Annotated in this window: 12 protein-coding genes; 7 read left to right on the top strand and 5 right to left on the bottom strand. The window is 62.5% G+C overall.

Annotated elements, in window-relative coordinates; all coding sequences use genetic code 11:
- Positions 1 to 56 precede the first annotated feature (56 nt).
- A complete protein-coding gene (gene grpE, locus ACSAMM_RS00560; protein WP_178723538.1) occupies positions 57 to 695 on the bottom strand; it encodes a nucleotide exchange factor GrpE in 639 nt (212 codons plus the stop codon).
- Positions 696 to 711: 16 nt separating this feature from the next.
- Positions 712 to 1758 carry a heat-inducible transcriptional repressor HrcA gene (gene hrcA, locus ACSAMM_RS00555; RefSeq protein WP_457789020.1) on the bottom strand — a complete coding sequence of 349 codons (1047 nt, stop codon included), beginning with the start codon at positions 1756 to 1758 and terminating at the stop codon, positions 712 to 714.
- A 392-nt stretch (positions 1759 to 2150) separates the two neighbouring features.
- On the opposite strand from hrcA, the gene ACSAMM_RS00550 reads away from it, so the two are divergent.
- Positions 2151 to 2396 carry a hypothetical protein gene (locus ACSAMM_RS00550; protein ID WP_178723542.1) on the top strand — a complete coding sequence of 82 codons (246 nt, stop codon included), beginning with the start codon at positions 2151 to 2153 and terminating at the stop codon, positions 2394 to 2396.
- Positions 2397 to 2453: 57 nt separating this feature from the next.
- Here the strand turns inward: ACSAMM_RS00550 and ACSAMM_RS00545 are convergent, their stop codons facing one another.
- Both ACSAMM_RS00545 and ACSAMM_RS00540 read right to left on the bottom strand, forming a co-directional pair.
- Positions 2454 to 2765: a hypothetical protein gene (locus ACSAMM_RS00545; RefSeq protein WP_444052964.1), complete on the bottom strand. Its 312-nt coding sequence runs from the start codon at positions 2763 to 2765 to the stop codon at positions 2454 to 2456.
- Between the two features lie 114 nt (positions 2766 to 2879).
- Positions 2880 to 4043 (bottom strand): DEAD/DEAH box helicase, encoded by a 1164-nt coding sequence (locus ACSAMM_RS00540; RefSeq protein WP_457789019.1) that lies wholly within the window; start codon positions 4041 to 4043, stop codon positions 2880 to 2882.
- 265 nt (positions 4044 to 4308) lie between these two features.
- On the opposite strand from ACSAMM_RS00540, the gene ACSAMM_RS00535 reads away from it, so the two are divergent.
- The gene (locus ACSAMM_RS00535; RefSeq protein ID WP_457789018.1) at positions 4309 to 5544 is read left to right on the top strand and encodes a hypothetical protein; all 1236 of its coding nucleotides are present in this window, start codon (positions 4309 to 4311) and stop codon (positions 5542 to 5544) included.
- Positions 5545 to 5549: 5 nt separating this feature from the next.
- On the opposite strand, the gene ACSAMM_RS00530 is transcribed toward ACSAMM_RS00535, so the two are convergent.
- Positions 5550 to 6341 carry a polysaccharide deacetylase family protein gene (locus tag ACSAMM_RS00530; RefSeq protein WP_457789017.1) on the bottom strand — a complete coding sequence of 264 codons (792 nt, stop codon included), beginning with the start codon at positions 6339 to 6341 and terminating at the stop codon, positions 5550 to 5552.
- A gap of 247 nt (positions 6342 to 6588) precedes the next feature.
- Here ACSAMM_RS00530 and ACSAMM_RS00525 point away from each other — a divergent pair, with 247 nt between their 5' ends.
- The 5 genes from ACSAMM_RS00525 to ACSAMM_RS00505 all read left to right on the top strand — a co-directional run bounded on the left by ACSAMM_RS00525 (position 6589) and on the right by ACSAMM_RS00505 (position 13531).
- Entirely contained in the window at positions 6589 to 8037 is a 1449-nt protein-coding gene (locus tag ACSAMM_RS00525) for an IS1182 family transposase (RefSeq protein ID WP_418977484.1), read from the top strand.
- Between the two features lie 133 nt (positions 8038 to 8170).
- Positions 8171 to 9028 (top strand): helix-turn-helix domain-containing protein, encoded by an 858-nt coding sequence (locus ACSAMM_RS00520; protein ID WP_457789015.1) that lies wholly within the window; start codon positions 8171 to 8173, stop codon positions 9026 to 9028.
- On the top strand, positions 9025 to 10233 hold the full coding sequence (locus ACSAMM_RS00515) for an alpha/beta hydrolase family protein (RefSeq protein WP_457789013.1): 1209 nt from the start codon (positions 9025 to 9027) through the stop codon (positions 10231 to 10233). Before ACSAMM_RS00520 ends, ACSAMM_RS00515 begins: the two co-directional genes overlap by 4 nt.
- Positions 10224 to 10943 carry an SGNH/GDSL hydrolase family protein gene (locus ACSAMM_RS00510; protein WP_457789011.1) on the top strand — a complete coding sequence of 240 codons (720 nt, stop codon included), beginning with the start codon at positions 10224 to 10226 and terminating at the stop codon, positions 10941 to 10943. Before ACSAMM_RS00515 ends, ACSAMM_RS00510 begins: the two co-directional genes overlap by 10 nt.
- An 11-nt stretch (positions 10944 to 10954) precedes the next feature.
- A complete protein-coding gene (locus ACSAMM_RS00505; RefSeq protein WP_457789009.1) occupies positions 10955 to 13531 on the top strand; it encodes a family 78 glycoside hydrolase catalytic domain in 2577 nt (858 codons plus the stop codon).
- Positions 13532 to 13651 lie beyond the last annotated feature (120 nt).

Raw genomic sequence — 13651 nt, 5'->3', positions numbered from 1 at the left:
TATCCAATCCATCGTATATATTGAGTATGCCCGGGCCTCCGGGCCGTCAAACGAAATCAGTTGGCCACCTTGACCATGGCCGGGCGCAGCACCCGGTCGCCGTATTTATAGCCCTTCTGGAACACGGCGGTGACGGTTTCGGGCTCGATGCCGTCGGCGTCCTCCCGCATGACGGCGTTGTGCACCTCCGGGTTGAACGGGGCGTTTTCCGCCTCGATTTCCTCAAGGCCCATTCCCATAAGCAACTCCCGGAACTGCCGCAGCACCATGTCCACGCCGGTTTTGTAATCGTCGCCGGCCGGGGCCTCGATGGCCCGCTCCATGTTGTCGAGCGAAGTCAGCAGCTTACCTAGCAGCTCCGCCTTGGTGAACTCGCCCAGGCGTTCCTTCTCCTGCTCGGTGCGCCGCTTGTAGTTGGCGTACTCCGCGAGCATGCGCTGGTAGCTGTCCTTGGCCTCCGCCAGTTCCTTGGCCAGGCGCTCGTTTTCCGCCTTCAGGGCCATGGCTTCGTTTTTCTCTTTTTTGCGGGATTTCTCCGTCTTTTTGTCCGCCTTTTCGGATTTGCCGTCCTCCTCCGGGGCGGCGGGGGGTTCCTCCGCCGGCGCGGCCTCCTCGGCCGCCTCCGGGATTTCCGCCTCCGCGGTTTCGGGCACGGTCTCCTCTATCGGCGTTTCGCCGGTCTGGTTGGGTTCCATGGGATAGGCTCCTCCTTTAATCCTTTTTAGGCGGCTCGCCGCCGAACATGTCCGACAGCAGCCGGCCCACGGCCTTGGCTATATACTCGAGGCGGGGGATGGTGGCGGCGTAATCCATGCGCAAGGGCCCGATGAGGCCGATGGAGCCGTCTGCCCGCCCGTCCAGGCTGTACCGGGTGACGATAATGCTAGAGCCGTTCAGCTCGGGCCGCAGGCTCTCGCTGCCCAGCACCACCCTTAGGCCGCCCCGATGGGCGGCGAGCATGCCCATCAGCTGTTCCCTCTGGGCCAGGAAACCCAGCAGCGACCGGGCCCGCTCCAGCTCGTAATCGGGATGCTGCAAGAGGTTGAGCTGCCCGGTGAGCAGCACCTCCGCCTCGGCCGATTCCTGCACCAACTCGTAAAACGCGGTCAGCGCCGCCGCGCAGGTCAGCCCGTAATCTCCCAGGGAAACCAGCAGATTCTGCACCTGCGGCACTCCGATGTCGGTCAGCTGCGCACCCAGGAAGTTTTCCGTCAGCACGTTGCACAGCATCTGCAGCGTGTCGGTTTCCACGTCGCCGTCGAACCGGCACACCCGGCTGCGCAGGACGCCGGAGCCGGTCATCAGCAGCAATGCCGCCGAACGGGAGGACACCCGCATGATTTCAATCCGGCGGATAACCGCCCCCTGCTCGGAAGGGGTGGTGGACACCGCCGCGCAGCCGGTGCTCTCGGCCAGCGCCTGGGACGCCTCGCCGATCAGCCGCTCGGGATCGCCGGCCGAACCGGCCAGCATGTCGTCAATATCCTTTTGATCCTCATCGCTGAGGGCCTGCCGGCGCATCAGATGGTCGATATACAGCCGGAACGCCTTAGCGGTGGGAATCCGCCCCGCCGATGTGTGCGGCTGCTCCAGGTATCCCCAGGAGGCCAGCTCAGCCATCTCGTTGCGGATGGTGGCGGAGGACACCGCGTTGCCCAGCATCTCCACCAGTGCCTTGGAGCCGACAGGCTCGCCGGTCTGGATGTACGAGTCAATAATCGCGGTCAGTATCTTTTGTTTGCGTTCGCCCAGTTCCATGTGCCATCGCCTCCTTATCCGGCGTTACCGATGGAACCCATTTGGTCACTTGACTCTGCTAATGGTTAGCACTCTATTATCTCGAGTGCTAACACCATATAATGTACCATTCCCCGGGCGGCCTGTCAATATCCGAATTGTGAATTCTTTGTAAAAAACCGCCGGGATTTTCATCGATTTCACAGTGAAAGCCATTTTGCAGCAGACAATTGGAGGTTTTGCATAGGATTCTTTTAACATAATGTATATCGTGTACAAATTCCACGTCTTATACTGGGAAAGTTCGGCATTTTGCTTGTTGATTGTTGGGCGGCGTCCGTATATAATAATACATGTGGGAAAAGCTAAAGGATACTGTTTTTTCCGCACCTTATGAAAGGAGACGATTCCTCATGGCTGGTTTTGAAATTCATGATTTTGACTTTAACAAACTGATTCAGTTCGCCTCCAAGGCGAAGGGCGACGTGTTTCTGGAAACTCCCGACGGCGACGTGCTGAACCTGAAAAGCCGTTTGACCCAGCTGCTGGCCCTCTCCAGCGCCATTGACTGGGGCAACGTGGGCACCGCCCGCGTCATCTGCAAAAATCCGGAGGATGAAACCGATTTGTTCCGCATGAATCTCTACGGCGACAAATAACTACGGTGAAAAAGCCACCCGGCCTCTCGGCCGGGTGGCTTTTTGTGTCCGGATTCATTAGAGCCCGTCGTCCTCCGCGGCCGCCTCACAAGGGACGCATGGCGTCTCTTCCTCTTCCGGCGCGGCCGGCTCTTCCCCGCCGCTCTCGTCCATGACCCGCTCCTGCTCCAGAGGGGCCTCCGGATATCGGGGCGCCGTGTCCGGCTCCTGCGCGGGTTCTTCTTCGGTGGCCGGCGGAGCGGGTGGCTCCTCGACAGCCGGAGGAGCAGGCGGTGAGGGCGGCGAGATCGTGTAGCCCGCCCGCTTAGCAAAGGCCCGCATTTCCCGCAGATACCGCTCCATGTCTTCCGGGCGGATGGCTGTATTCATCGTGCGTCAGCTCCTTTTCAACCTGTCCGGGCCTTGGGCTTGTCGGCAAGTCCAAATCCCGCGTGGTACAGTATATGCGGAGCCATCGCAAAAAAGACAGGGTTTCGTCCCCGATCAGCGGCGGGGCGGCGTCTCTTTCCCCGCCGGCGTCGGCACGGGCAGCAGGCGGCGCCTATCCCCGTCCAGCTGCTTATCGATAAACTGAAAATCCAGTGCCCGTTCGTATTGGCCGGTCAGCGCCCGCTCCCGGAACTTGGCCAGGACGACAGACAGGCCGGAGGCCCCCCGTCCTGTGCGTCCCGCCCGGTGGAGATAGTCCAGTGGGCTTTCCGGCAGGGTGACGTGGAAAATCATGTCCACACCCTCCACATGCAGGCCGCGGGCCGCCAGATCCGAGGCGATCAGCAGCGGCGCTTCCCCGCCGGCGAAAGCGGTCAGCGCCCGCTGCCTTTCCAGCTTTTTCTGGGAGCCGGACAGGCTCTGAGCCTGCAGCCCCGCCCGGCGCAGCTTGTCCGCCGCCCGGCTGATTTCCTCCGGTGTGTTGATGAACACAATGGCACGCCGGGGCCGGAGCACCCGCAGCAGATCGGTCAGCACGTCCAGCTTGTCCCGGCTGCCGGTGGCCACCCGGATATGCTCCACCGTCTCAGGAATCCGGAACCGGGGGGCGGTGCGCAGGATCACCGGCTCCTTGGCCAGCGGTGCCGCCCGCTTTTGAATCTCCCGGGACACGCTGGCCGACGCCATCACCACCTGGATGTCCCGCAGGCAGCATTTGAGCACTGCCTCCACGTCCGCCCGGTTGGCGTCGTCCAGCAGCTTGTCCACCTCGTCGAGCACCACGGTCTTGGCCAGGTGGGCGGGGATTTTTTTCTTGCGGATGAGCTCCAGCATCCGGGTGGCGGTGCCAACCACGATCCGGGGCTTGCTTTTCAGTCGCTCCACCTGATTGGCCAAGCTCACGTCCGCGAACACCGGTACGCTCTTTACCGGCAGCCCCGCGTTTTTTGCCAGCAACTCCACCTGCCGATGCACCTGCATGGCCAGCTCCCGCGTGGGGGTCAGCACCAGCAGCCGGCCGTCGGGATCCGCCCGGGCCAGAAAGGGTAGCAGATAGGCCAGGGTTTTCCCCGTCCCGGTTTCCGACTGGATAAGTGCGTCCTTCCCCTCCAGCAGCAGGGGGATGGCCCGTTGCTGAACGGGAGTGGGGGCGGTGATCCCCTGCGCGGCCAGCCCGGCGATCAGCGGGGCGGGCAGCCCCAGTTCTTCAAAATTCATGTACGTCCTCGATTCTCTGCCGCCCAAAACGGCCTGTTTTTACCAGTATACCCAATCGACCGCGATTGTACAAGAGACATCCCCCCCCCCGGCGCACCCTGCCCGATACGCCAAGCGGCTTGTCCCCGTTCAACCGGACACACATTTGGTGAACATTTGCCCACATCCGCCTTTTTTATTGCCAAAAAAATCTTGACTTTATTTAAGTATATAGCTATATTATTAGATAAAATAAGCAAAAATCAATTGAAAATGAGGAGATGCTATGCGTAATCGAAGCTCCCTGGTCGCATTGGCACTGGTCGTTCTCTGCAGCGGTATTCTGCCCGGATGTGGCAAGCCGCCGACAGACGTTCCCTCACAGCCCGAACTGGCGTGGCAAACGGCGTCCACCGCTTCCGCCTCGTCGGGGACGACCGTGTCGGCATCGCCCCCCTTTTCTTCCACGTCCGCGGCGACTTCACCGGTGGAAACAATACGCTCGTCCGCCCCCTCCAAAACACGAACCGCCTCCGCCTCGCCCACGACTGCCAAGCTCCCGCCGGATCCCCAGAAGGTTCCCCTGGGATTTCTGGGGGTGCCTGTTTTCAGCATGGCGGAAAGCCGGAGCTGGTATTTCTTTGTCCATGCCTCCACCGTGTACCATGTCAACAAGGCCGCCCTGGATCGGGCGGTAAAGACAGAATGGGTTTCTCCCGATAATCTGGTCGCGCAGGGGGACTGGCTGTATCTCTCGGCGGACGGGGATTGCTCCAGCCGGATTTACCGCTGCCGGTTCAACGGTTCACAAATTCAGGATTTGGGCGAGAAGGCCTACAACGCGGCGTTCGCCGTGGAGGGCGACTGGATATATACCATCGCGCAGGGGGCTGTCGTCAAAAAAAGGCTGGACGGAACGGATCAGACCGTTGTCGCCCCCTTGCCGGCCAAAACCTTCCCGCTGTATACCTTCTTGGTTTGTGAGGGCTGTGCGTACTTTACCGCCCGCAATGAAGACAAAACCATCTGCCAGCTTTTCCGGGTGGATTTGCGTACCGGTCGGATCGCCGCCATTCGAACTTGGAACGTCTCGGCAGACATCTCCTGTCCGGAGCGGCTGGTGGAGGACGAGGGCTGGCTGTACTATCAGGAGCCGGGCCGACACGACACGAACAGCCGCCAAGTGATGCGCCTGCGTCTCGACGGAACTGACGAGAGCGGGGTCTGCTATGGCTGGCCCCAGCCGCACAAGGGGCGCGGGTACTGCCTGCGACCGGAAGGCGGCTTGGCCGTCTTTGATCTCGACAATCCGCAGAATGTTAAACCGCTGGTAACCGCAAGCGCCATTCCCGATGGGATCGTTTCCGGCGGAGCGGCGAATCTGAGCTGGTCATATGCCGGCATTTTTGACGATTGGATTTACTACCAGGTCACCTCTTTGAAAGCCAGCCGTCCGCTTATCAACGGACGCATCCGCCCCGACGGTACCGGAAACGAGATTCTCTGCATCTTTCCCGCCTAGGCGGATCAGGCCGGCGGCATGGCTATCTGCCGGCCCTCATGGTTTAACGTATAATCCTTATAATAGATCATTTCAGACACCGGCAGGAACGTATATCCCTCCGCCGTCAGCTTTTCGAGGATTTGCGGCAGGGCGGCGGGGGTGTTTTTGGCCGCGTTGTGGAACAGGACGATGGAGCCGGAATTCACCTGCTTGGTCACCCGGCTGACGATGTCCGCCACCGGCGGATCCTTCCAGTCCAGAGAATCGACGTCCCACTGGATCACGTGCATGCCCAGGGTGTCCGCCGTCTCGATCAGGGCGTTGCTGTAATCGCCGTAGGGCGCGCGGTGGAGGGTGGGCCGCACCCCGGTGATGGCCTGAATCTTGTCGTTGCAGCGGTTGATTTCCTCCAGCATCCTCTCCCGGGACAGCTTGGGCATGTTGGGATGGCTGTCGGAATGGTTCATGATTTCATGCCCCGCGTCGAACAGGGCCTTGACCGAATCTCCGCAGCGATCCACCCACTCTCCCACCACGAAGAAGGTGGCGCGCACCTTGTATTTTCCCAGAATCTCAATAAGCTGTTGGGTGTCCTCGTCCCCCCAGGCCGCGTCGAATGTCAGGCTGACCACCTTGCCCGGCCGATCGGTGCAGTAAATGGGCAGCCGGCGCTGAGCGGCCGCCGTGGCGTTGGCATAGGCGTAGGGGAGCGCCGCCGCCGCTATGACGATCAGCACCGCCGCCAGAAACAGGGCCAGGAGAACAAAAGCCGCGTGGCGCTTGGTCCATACGGCATATGGCTTTTTTCGGGTCATGAACCTCACCCTTCCGGATTTTCACGGCCCACTCAGGGCCTATCCCATCTATATGCCGAAGGGCTTGGCCGTTATCCATCCGGGAACGCCTCCGTCACAAAAAACATGTCGGAAGGCAGCCGGCGCGGCTTCCCGTCTGAAAACCCGAACCACACCTCACAGGCCGCTGTTAGCAGCGGCCTGTCAGCCTGTCAAAGAAGTCGCCGAAAGGCGGCTTTTTTGGTAAAATGGAGTAGGGTGAGAAAAGATGTACGAGAGAGAAAGAGACGGACGGCGGGAAGTAGCGGTAACGGATATAGAAGCATTAGTGCCGGAGAATCATCTGGTAAGGAAAATAGAGAAGGTGATGGACTACGAGTGGATCTATGAGCGGGTAGCGCCATACTACAGCGCAGCCAAAAATGTAAGGCCGGGGACAGACCCGGTGGTACTGGTGAAAATGGTGCTGCTCCAGCACCTGTTCGGGATCCCGTCGCTGAGGCAGACATATCAGCGGGCATGTGATACAATATCGTACCGATGGTTTCTGGGATATGGGCTGTTGGACAAGCTCCCGCACTTTGCGACGGTAAGCTATGCGTTTTGCCGGCGGTTTCCGGAAGAACTGGCGACGGAAATCTTCGAGCATATACTGAACAAAGCGCTGAACAACCACATGGTGGACAGCAGCATGGTATTCATAGACGGGACGCATATCAAAGCAAGCGCCAACAAAAAGAAATACCAGAAGGAACAGGTGGCAAAGGCTGCCCGTGTGTATGCCAAGCGGCTTCGCGAAGAGGTCAACGAGGAGAGGATGAAGCTGGGGAAAGCGCCAGTGGAAGAAGAGGACGAGGATGACGACAGTCACGGGGACGGCGGAACAACGGAACAGGTGGTATCGACAACGGATCCGGAATGCGGGATGTACCACAAGGGAGAGCATGAAAAGCAGTTTGCCTATGAAGCGCACACGGTATGTGACCGTCACGGAATGGTGTTAGGGGTAAAGGTAACAGCGGGGAATGTCCATGACAGCGTGGCATGGGACAGTGTGTATGAGCAGGTAACCAGTCGATTTCCGGAAATCCAGTATGTGACAATGGATGCAGGCTACAAGCAGCCATGGATCGCGAAGCGTATTTTAGAAGACGGCCGGCTCCCCATTCTTCCGTACACCCGCCCCCACGGAACACGACGGGAAGGGTTTATGCCATGGGATTTTTCCTATGACGAAAAAAACGACCAGCTGATCTGCCCACAGGGGCAAGTTCTCCGGCATACCACCACCAACAAAGAGGGCAAACGGCTATACCGCAGCACCCCGAAGGTTTGCCGGGACTGTCCTTGCCGAAAGGAGTGCGGGGTCAATGCCAATGGGCAGAAGGTGATATATCGTCACATCTGGCAGGAAGCATTGGATTTAGCGGAGCAACTGCGCAAAACCCAATTGGCGAAAGACATTTACGCCATGCGCAAGCAAACCATCGAGCGCGTTTTTGCCGATGCGAAAGACAAACACGCCATGCGTTATACTCACCACAGAGGCTTGGCCCGCGTTACGCAATGGGTCACGCTTAAGTTTGCTGCCATGAATCTTAAAAAGCTGGCTTTATACCGCTCCCGGCACTACTCCCCTTTCTTCTTTTCCTTCTTCTTTCCCGCTTTTTTCTCCAAAAGGAGGGAGCAACCCCTTGCTTGTTCCCTCCTTCTTTGACAAGCTGACAGGCCGCTGTTAGCAGCGGCCTGTTTTTACATGAAATAGGTGACTTTTGTGCAAGTTCCCGGCAGGATCCTCCCTTTACAAACCCCGGCGAACCGCTATAATGAAGGAGAAAGGGGGAGGGACCATGGCGGCAATTCATGACCTTCCGGCCGGCGCGCTGCAAAAGCTGTCCGCCGAATTCCTGACGGGCGGGCACACCCGCCTGTGGGAGGGCTGGGGCGCGGCGGACGTGGTGCCGGGCTATAACAAGCTGTATTATCTGCGGCAGGGCCGCTTCTCCATCCAGGTGGACGGCGTGGCGTATACGGGCCGTCCCGGCCAGCTCTTCCTGCTCCCCTGCAACTCCACCCAGACCTATTCCGCCGACCGGGAGCCGGCGGCGGAGAAATACTGGATCCACTGTTCCTTCCCCTGCGGGGACAAGGACCTGCTGGAGCTGGTTTCGCTGCCCCTGTTCGTGGAGGCGGAGGACGCGGACTATGTGGAGTGGCTGTTTGCCCAGATCCTGGAGACCGGAAACGCCATGAACCTGGAGGGGCTGCTCCGCCAGAAGTCCCTGCTGCTGACCCTGTTGGCCTATTACATCGAAAAGGCCGGCGTCGCCATGCCGGTCTGTTCCCGGGACGAACGCTTTTTCGCCGTCATGACCTACATCGAGGAGCATCTGGCTGACGACATTTCGGTGGAATCCCTGGCCGGCGTGGCGCATTTTCACCCGCATTATTTTATCCGCTATTTCCGCCGTCTGACCGGCCGCTCCCCCGGAGACTACATCGCCGACACCCGGATCGCCCGGGCGCGCCGCCTTCTGCAGGAGGACGAACGGCCGATTCAGGAGATCGCGTGCATGACCGGCTTCAAAAGCGCCGGTTACTTTTCCCGGCAGTTCAAGGCGCGCACCGGCTATTCCCCGTCGCAGTACCGCGCGACGGCCCGGCGGCGGTGCGGCACCGGCGAGGTGGAAAAGGAGGGACAGCCATGATTCCATCCCCTGAGACATTGGCCCGGCAGATGGCCGAGACGCTCGAGACTTATCCCCGCACCCGGCGGCTGGACGCTTTCGAGCCGCCTGGCTACCCCCTCCAGCGCGCCCTGCTGCTGGAAGGGCCGCCCGTGGACGGCCGGCCCACCGGTGCCTTTGCCTACCTGGGCATCCCGACGGGGCCAGCGCCCGTCCCGGCCGTGGTGCTGGTTCACGGCGGCGGGGGCGTGGCCTTCCCGCAATGGGTCGATGAATGGAACCGCCGGGGCTATGCGGCTATCGCCTTCTGCCATACGGGCTATCGGCCGCCGGACGGCGGCGATCCCCTGCCCGAGACCGACGCCGGCTGGACGCGGGAGCCGCTGCCCGGCTGCTCCTGGCTGCCCGGCCCGGACAACGACAGCATGGAGCACACGGCCGGGCCGCTGGAACGGCAATGGATGTTCCACGCCGTGTCGCTGACGATCCGGGCGCACAATCTCCTGCGGGCGGATCCGCGGGTGGACGCCGGGCGGATCGGCCTTGCCGGCATCTCCTGGGGCGGGGTCGCGGCCTCCCTGGCGCTGGGATACGACCGCCGCTTCGCCTTCGCCGTGCCGGTCTACGGCAGCGCCTGCCTGGAGCGCAGCCTTACCTGGATGGGCCCTATTTTCTCGCAGCCGGACACCCGGTCGCTCTGGTCGGCGGCGGATCGGCTGGGCGAGGTGACCACCCCCGTGCTGTGGCTGGGCTGGTCCTCCGACACCGCCTTCTCCGTCCAGGCGGGGGACGCCTCCTGTGCTCTTTCGCCACGGGGCGAAAGAGCCCTGATCGAGCACATGGGGCACAATCATCCGCTGGGCTGGGGCCGGCCGGAGATTTACCGGTTCGCCGACGCGGCGGTGCGGGGCGGGGAGCCTCTCGTCCGGTTCGGAGAGCCCGTCCGGGCGCGGGACGGCCGGCTCCTCTGCCCCATCGCGCCGCCCGTCGACGCGCGGGAGGTCAGCGGCCGGCTGGTATATATCCGGGAGCCCATGACCTTCGGCGTCCCGCCCGTCTGGGAGTCCCTCCCCTGCGCCTTGTCGGCAGGCATGCTGGCCGTCCGGCCGCCGGAGGACGCCTGCGGCGGCTATCTGGAGGCCGCCGCCCGCTGCGGCGATACGCTGTACCTCAGCACCACCCGTTTTTTTGAGAAAACCGAACAGGAGGGTTTTTCATGGATTTGAAGGAAAAGCTGCGCCTTAAAACGGCGAACCCCGCCAGCGCCGCCCCGGTCAAGCTGGCCTTTTTAGGGGACAGCGTGACCCACGGCTGCTTTGAAATCATCGAGAAGGCGGCCGGCTGCTTCGACTGCGTGTACGATCAGGACGCGGTCTATCACAATCGTCTGCGCCGGCAGCTGGCCGCCGTTTTTCCGAACTGCCCGGCGACGATGATCAACGCGGGCATCAGCGGCGGCTCCGCTCAGCAGGGGGCGGAGCGTGTGCGCCGGGACGTTATCGAGGCCGGCCCCGACTTGGCCGTGGTCTGTTTCGGGCTCAACGACGCGCTCCAGCCCGATGGCCTGGAGGGATACCGGAAGGGCTTGTCCTCCATTTTCCGTCAGCTGAAGGAGGCCGGGATACAGACGCTGTTCATGACGCCAAACATGATGTGCACCGCCGTCAGCCCACAGATCCCCGCGGGCTGGCAGCGGGAGACGGGCGAGGCCTGCGCCGCCGTTCAGTGCGGCGGCACGATGGATCGGTTTATGGACGAGGCCCGGGCGCTCTGCGCCCGGGAAAAAGTGCCCGTGTGCGACTGCTACGCGGACTGGAAGAGACTGGAGGCGTTGGGGGCGGATATCCCCTGCCTGCTGTCCAACCATATCAACCACCCCACCCGGGAGATGCACGCGCTGTTCGCGGCCCGGCTGTTCGAAGCCATCATATTGTAAGGAGGCCTGTTATGCTGCAGATACACCGGCTGCGCCTGGATCATGGAGCACTGGAGGGGGAAAACCGCCGGCGGGTGACCAACAACCCCACCCCCTGTTTTTCCTGGGCTGCGGCGGCGGACGGAAAAGAACGGCGGCAAGCCGCCTGCCGGGTGACGGTTTCCAGCGGAGCGAGCCCGCTGTGGGACAGCGGCTGGATCGAACAGGAGGCCCAGGAGCTTCGGTATGCCGGCCCGCCCCTTCCCGCGGAACGGCGGATCGCTTTCACCGTTGAAATCCGGGACGCCTGCGGGGAACAGAGCCCGCCCGCCTCCGCCTGGTTCTACCTTTCCGCGTTGCCGGGCCTCCCGGCAAACTGGATCGCCCCGCAGGAGGATGTGCCGGGCCGCCCGCTGTATTTCCGCCGCCGCTTTGCCGTGCGCCCCGGCCTGGAGAGCGCGGCGCTGTACATCTGCGGCCTGGGGTACCACCAGGCCGCGCTGGACGGCGTCGACTTGACCGACGCGGTTCTCGACCCGGCGGTGACCGACTATTCCAAACGGGTTTCCTATGTATTTCTGCCCGAGCTGGAGGAAAGGCTCGGGCCGGGGGAGCACTGCCTGAGCGTTGTCGTGGCCGAAGGCTGGCGGCGCAACGAGGGGCCGTATCTCCGGTGTATCGGGGAAAGGGCCATCCCATTTTTCGGCCGGCCCCAGCTGTCCGCGCTGCTGCGCCTTGGCTATGCCGACGGAACGGAGGAGACGGTGGAGGCCGACGAAAGCTGGCTCTGCGGGACGGGGGAGATCGTCAGCGCCCATCTGTTCAACGGCGAGACCACCGACCGGCGCCAGGCCGTCCCCGGTTGGAACCGGGCGGACGGGGAGCCGAAGGAATTTCAGCCGGCGCGGCGGGTGCCGCCGCCCGGCGGCGTCCCGGAGGTCATGGAGCTGGAGCCCATCCGGGAGCAGGAGCGGGTTCCCGCCCGCTCGGTCACCCCGCTGCGGGACGGGGTGTCCATCGTGGATTTTGGGAAAAACCTGGCCGGGGTCTGCCGCCTGAAGCTGCCTGACCGGCTGCTTCCCGGGCAGGAGATTGTGCTGGAGCACATGGAGTTCCTGGACGAGGACGGCGACCTCTATCTGCCCACCCTGCGGGGAGCCCGCTGCCGCGATACCTATATCGCCGCCGGGGACGGACAGGATCCGGCCTTCTGGCAGCCCCGTTTCACCTATCACGGGTTCCGCTACGCCCGGGTCACCGGCCTGCCGCTGGTGGATAAAGCGGATATCCAAGCGGTGGTTCTGCGCACCGACGCGGCGCCCGCCGGCGTTTTCACCTGCGGCAGCGGCCTGGTGAACGCCATCCAGGCCGCCATTGTCCAGACGGAACGCTCCAACATGCACAGCCTGCTCACCGACTGCCCGCAGCGGGACGAACGGATGGGCTGGCTCAACGACGCCACCGTCCGCTTTGAAGAAACCCCCTACAACTTCGACATCGGCCGCCTGTTTCCCAAGGTTATCCGGGACATTCTGGACACGCAGGAGGCCGATGGTTCCATCACCTGCACGGCCCCCCGGATTTACGGGGAACGCCCGGCCGACCCGGTCTGTTCCTCCTTCCTGGTGGCGGGGCTGCAGGCGCTGCTGCACACGGGCAACCTGGATATCCTGCGTCAGGCCTACGACGGCTTCGTGCGCTGGGAAGAGTGCCTGGAGGGACTGGCCGACGGGTATATCCTCCGCTACTCCCATTATGGTGACTGGGCCGGGCCGGTGTACGCCTGCGAGGGCGGCGACACCGACATCGACGCGGTGCGATCCCTGGAAACGCCCGGCGAGCTGCTGTCCACCGGCTATTTCTACTACAACGCCGTGCTGCTCGCGGATTTTGCCGGCCGGCTACAGCGCCCGCAGGACGCGGCGCGCTTCAGCGCCCTGGCCGCGTCCATCCGGGAGGCCATGCTGGCCCTCTGGTGGGACGGGAAGAGCGGCCGGATGGCCACCGGCTCCCAGGGCTGCCAGAGCTTTGCCCTCTGGCTCGGCATCCTGCCGGAGGAAGGGCGCGCCCTAGCGGCCCGCCGCCTCCACGAGGATCTGGTCCGCCGGGACTATCGGATCACCACCGGCAACCTCTGCACCCGGTATTTGATGGACGCGCTGACCGAAAACGGATACGTGGACGACGCGTGGCGGCTGATCACCCGGGAGGAATACCCCTCCATCGGCTACATGCTGCAGCAGGAGGCCACCACGATTTGGGAGCGGTTCGAGCTGAAAAAGACGCCGGGGATGAACTCTCACAACCATCCCATGTATGGGGCGGTGGGCTACTGGTTTTACGCCTATATCGCCGGGGTGAGGCCGACCGCTCCCGGCTTTGCCGAGGCGGACATCCGGCCGTTTTTCCCGGAAGCGCTGCAGTCCGCGAGCGCCGTGCTGGACACAGTGCGCGGCGAGCTGAGCGTGCGCTGGGTGAAGCGGTACGGGGCGGTGTGGCTGTATGTGACCGTTCCCTTCGGTGTTCGGGCGACGGTGTATTTCGGGGAAAGCCCCGTACAGATTGGCAGCGGCAGCTGGACGTTTTCCCGCCCTCTTCCGCCCGCCTGATACGACGCAAAGAGGAGCAAGCCTGCGGCTTGCTCCTCTTTGCGTCAAAAAAAGCACGCATTTTTTCGCACTTTACAAGAATTTTGCGAAAAAAGCCGCACGCTTGACGCGTGCGGCTGT

The organism is Anaeromassilibacillus sp. SJQ-5, assembly GCF_054108045.1.
The sequence above is the reverse complement of the archived record's forward strand: the minus strand, read 5'-3'. Positions and strand labels throughout refer to the sequence as shown.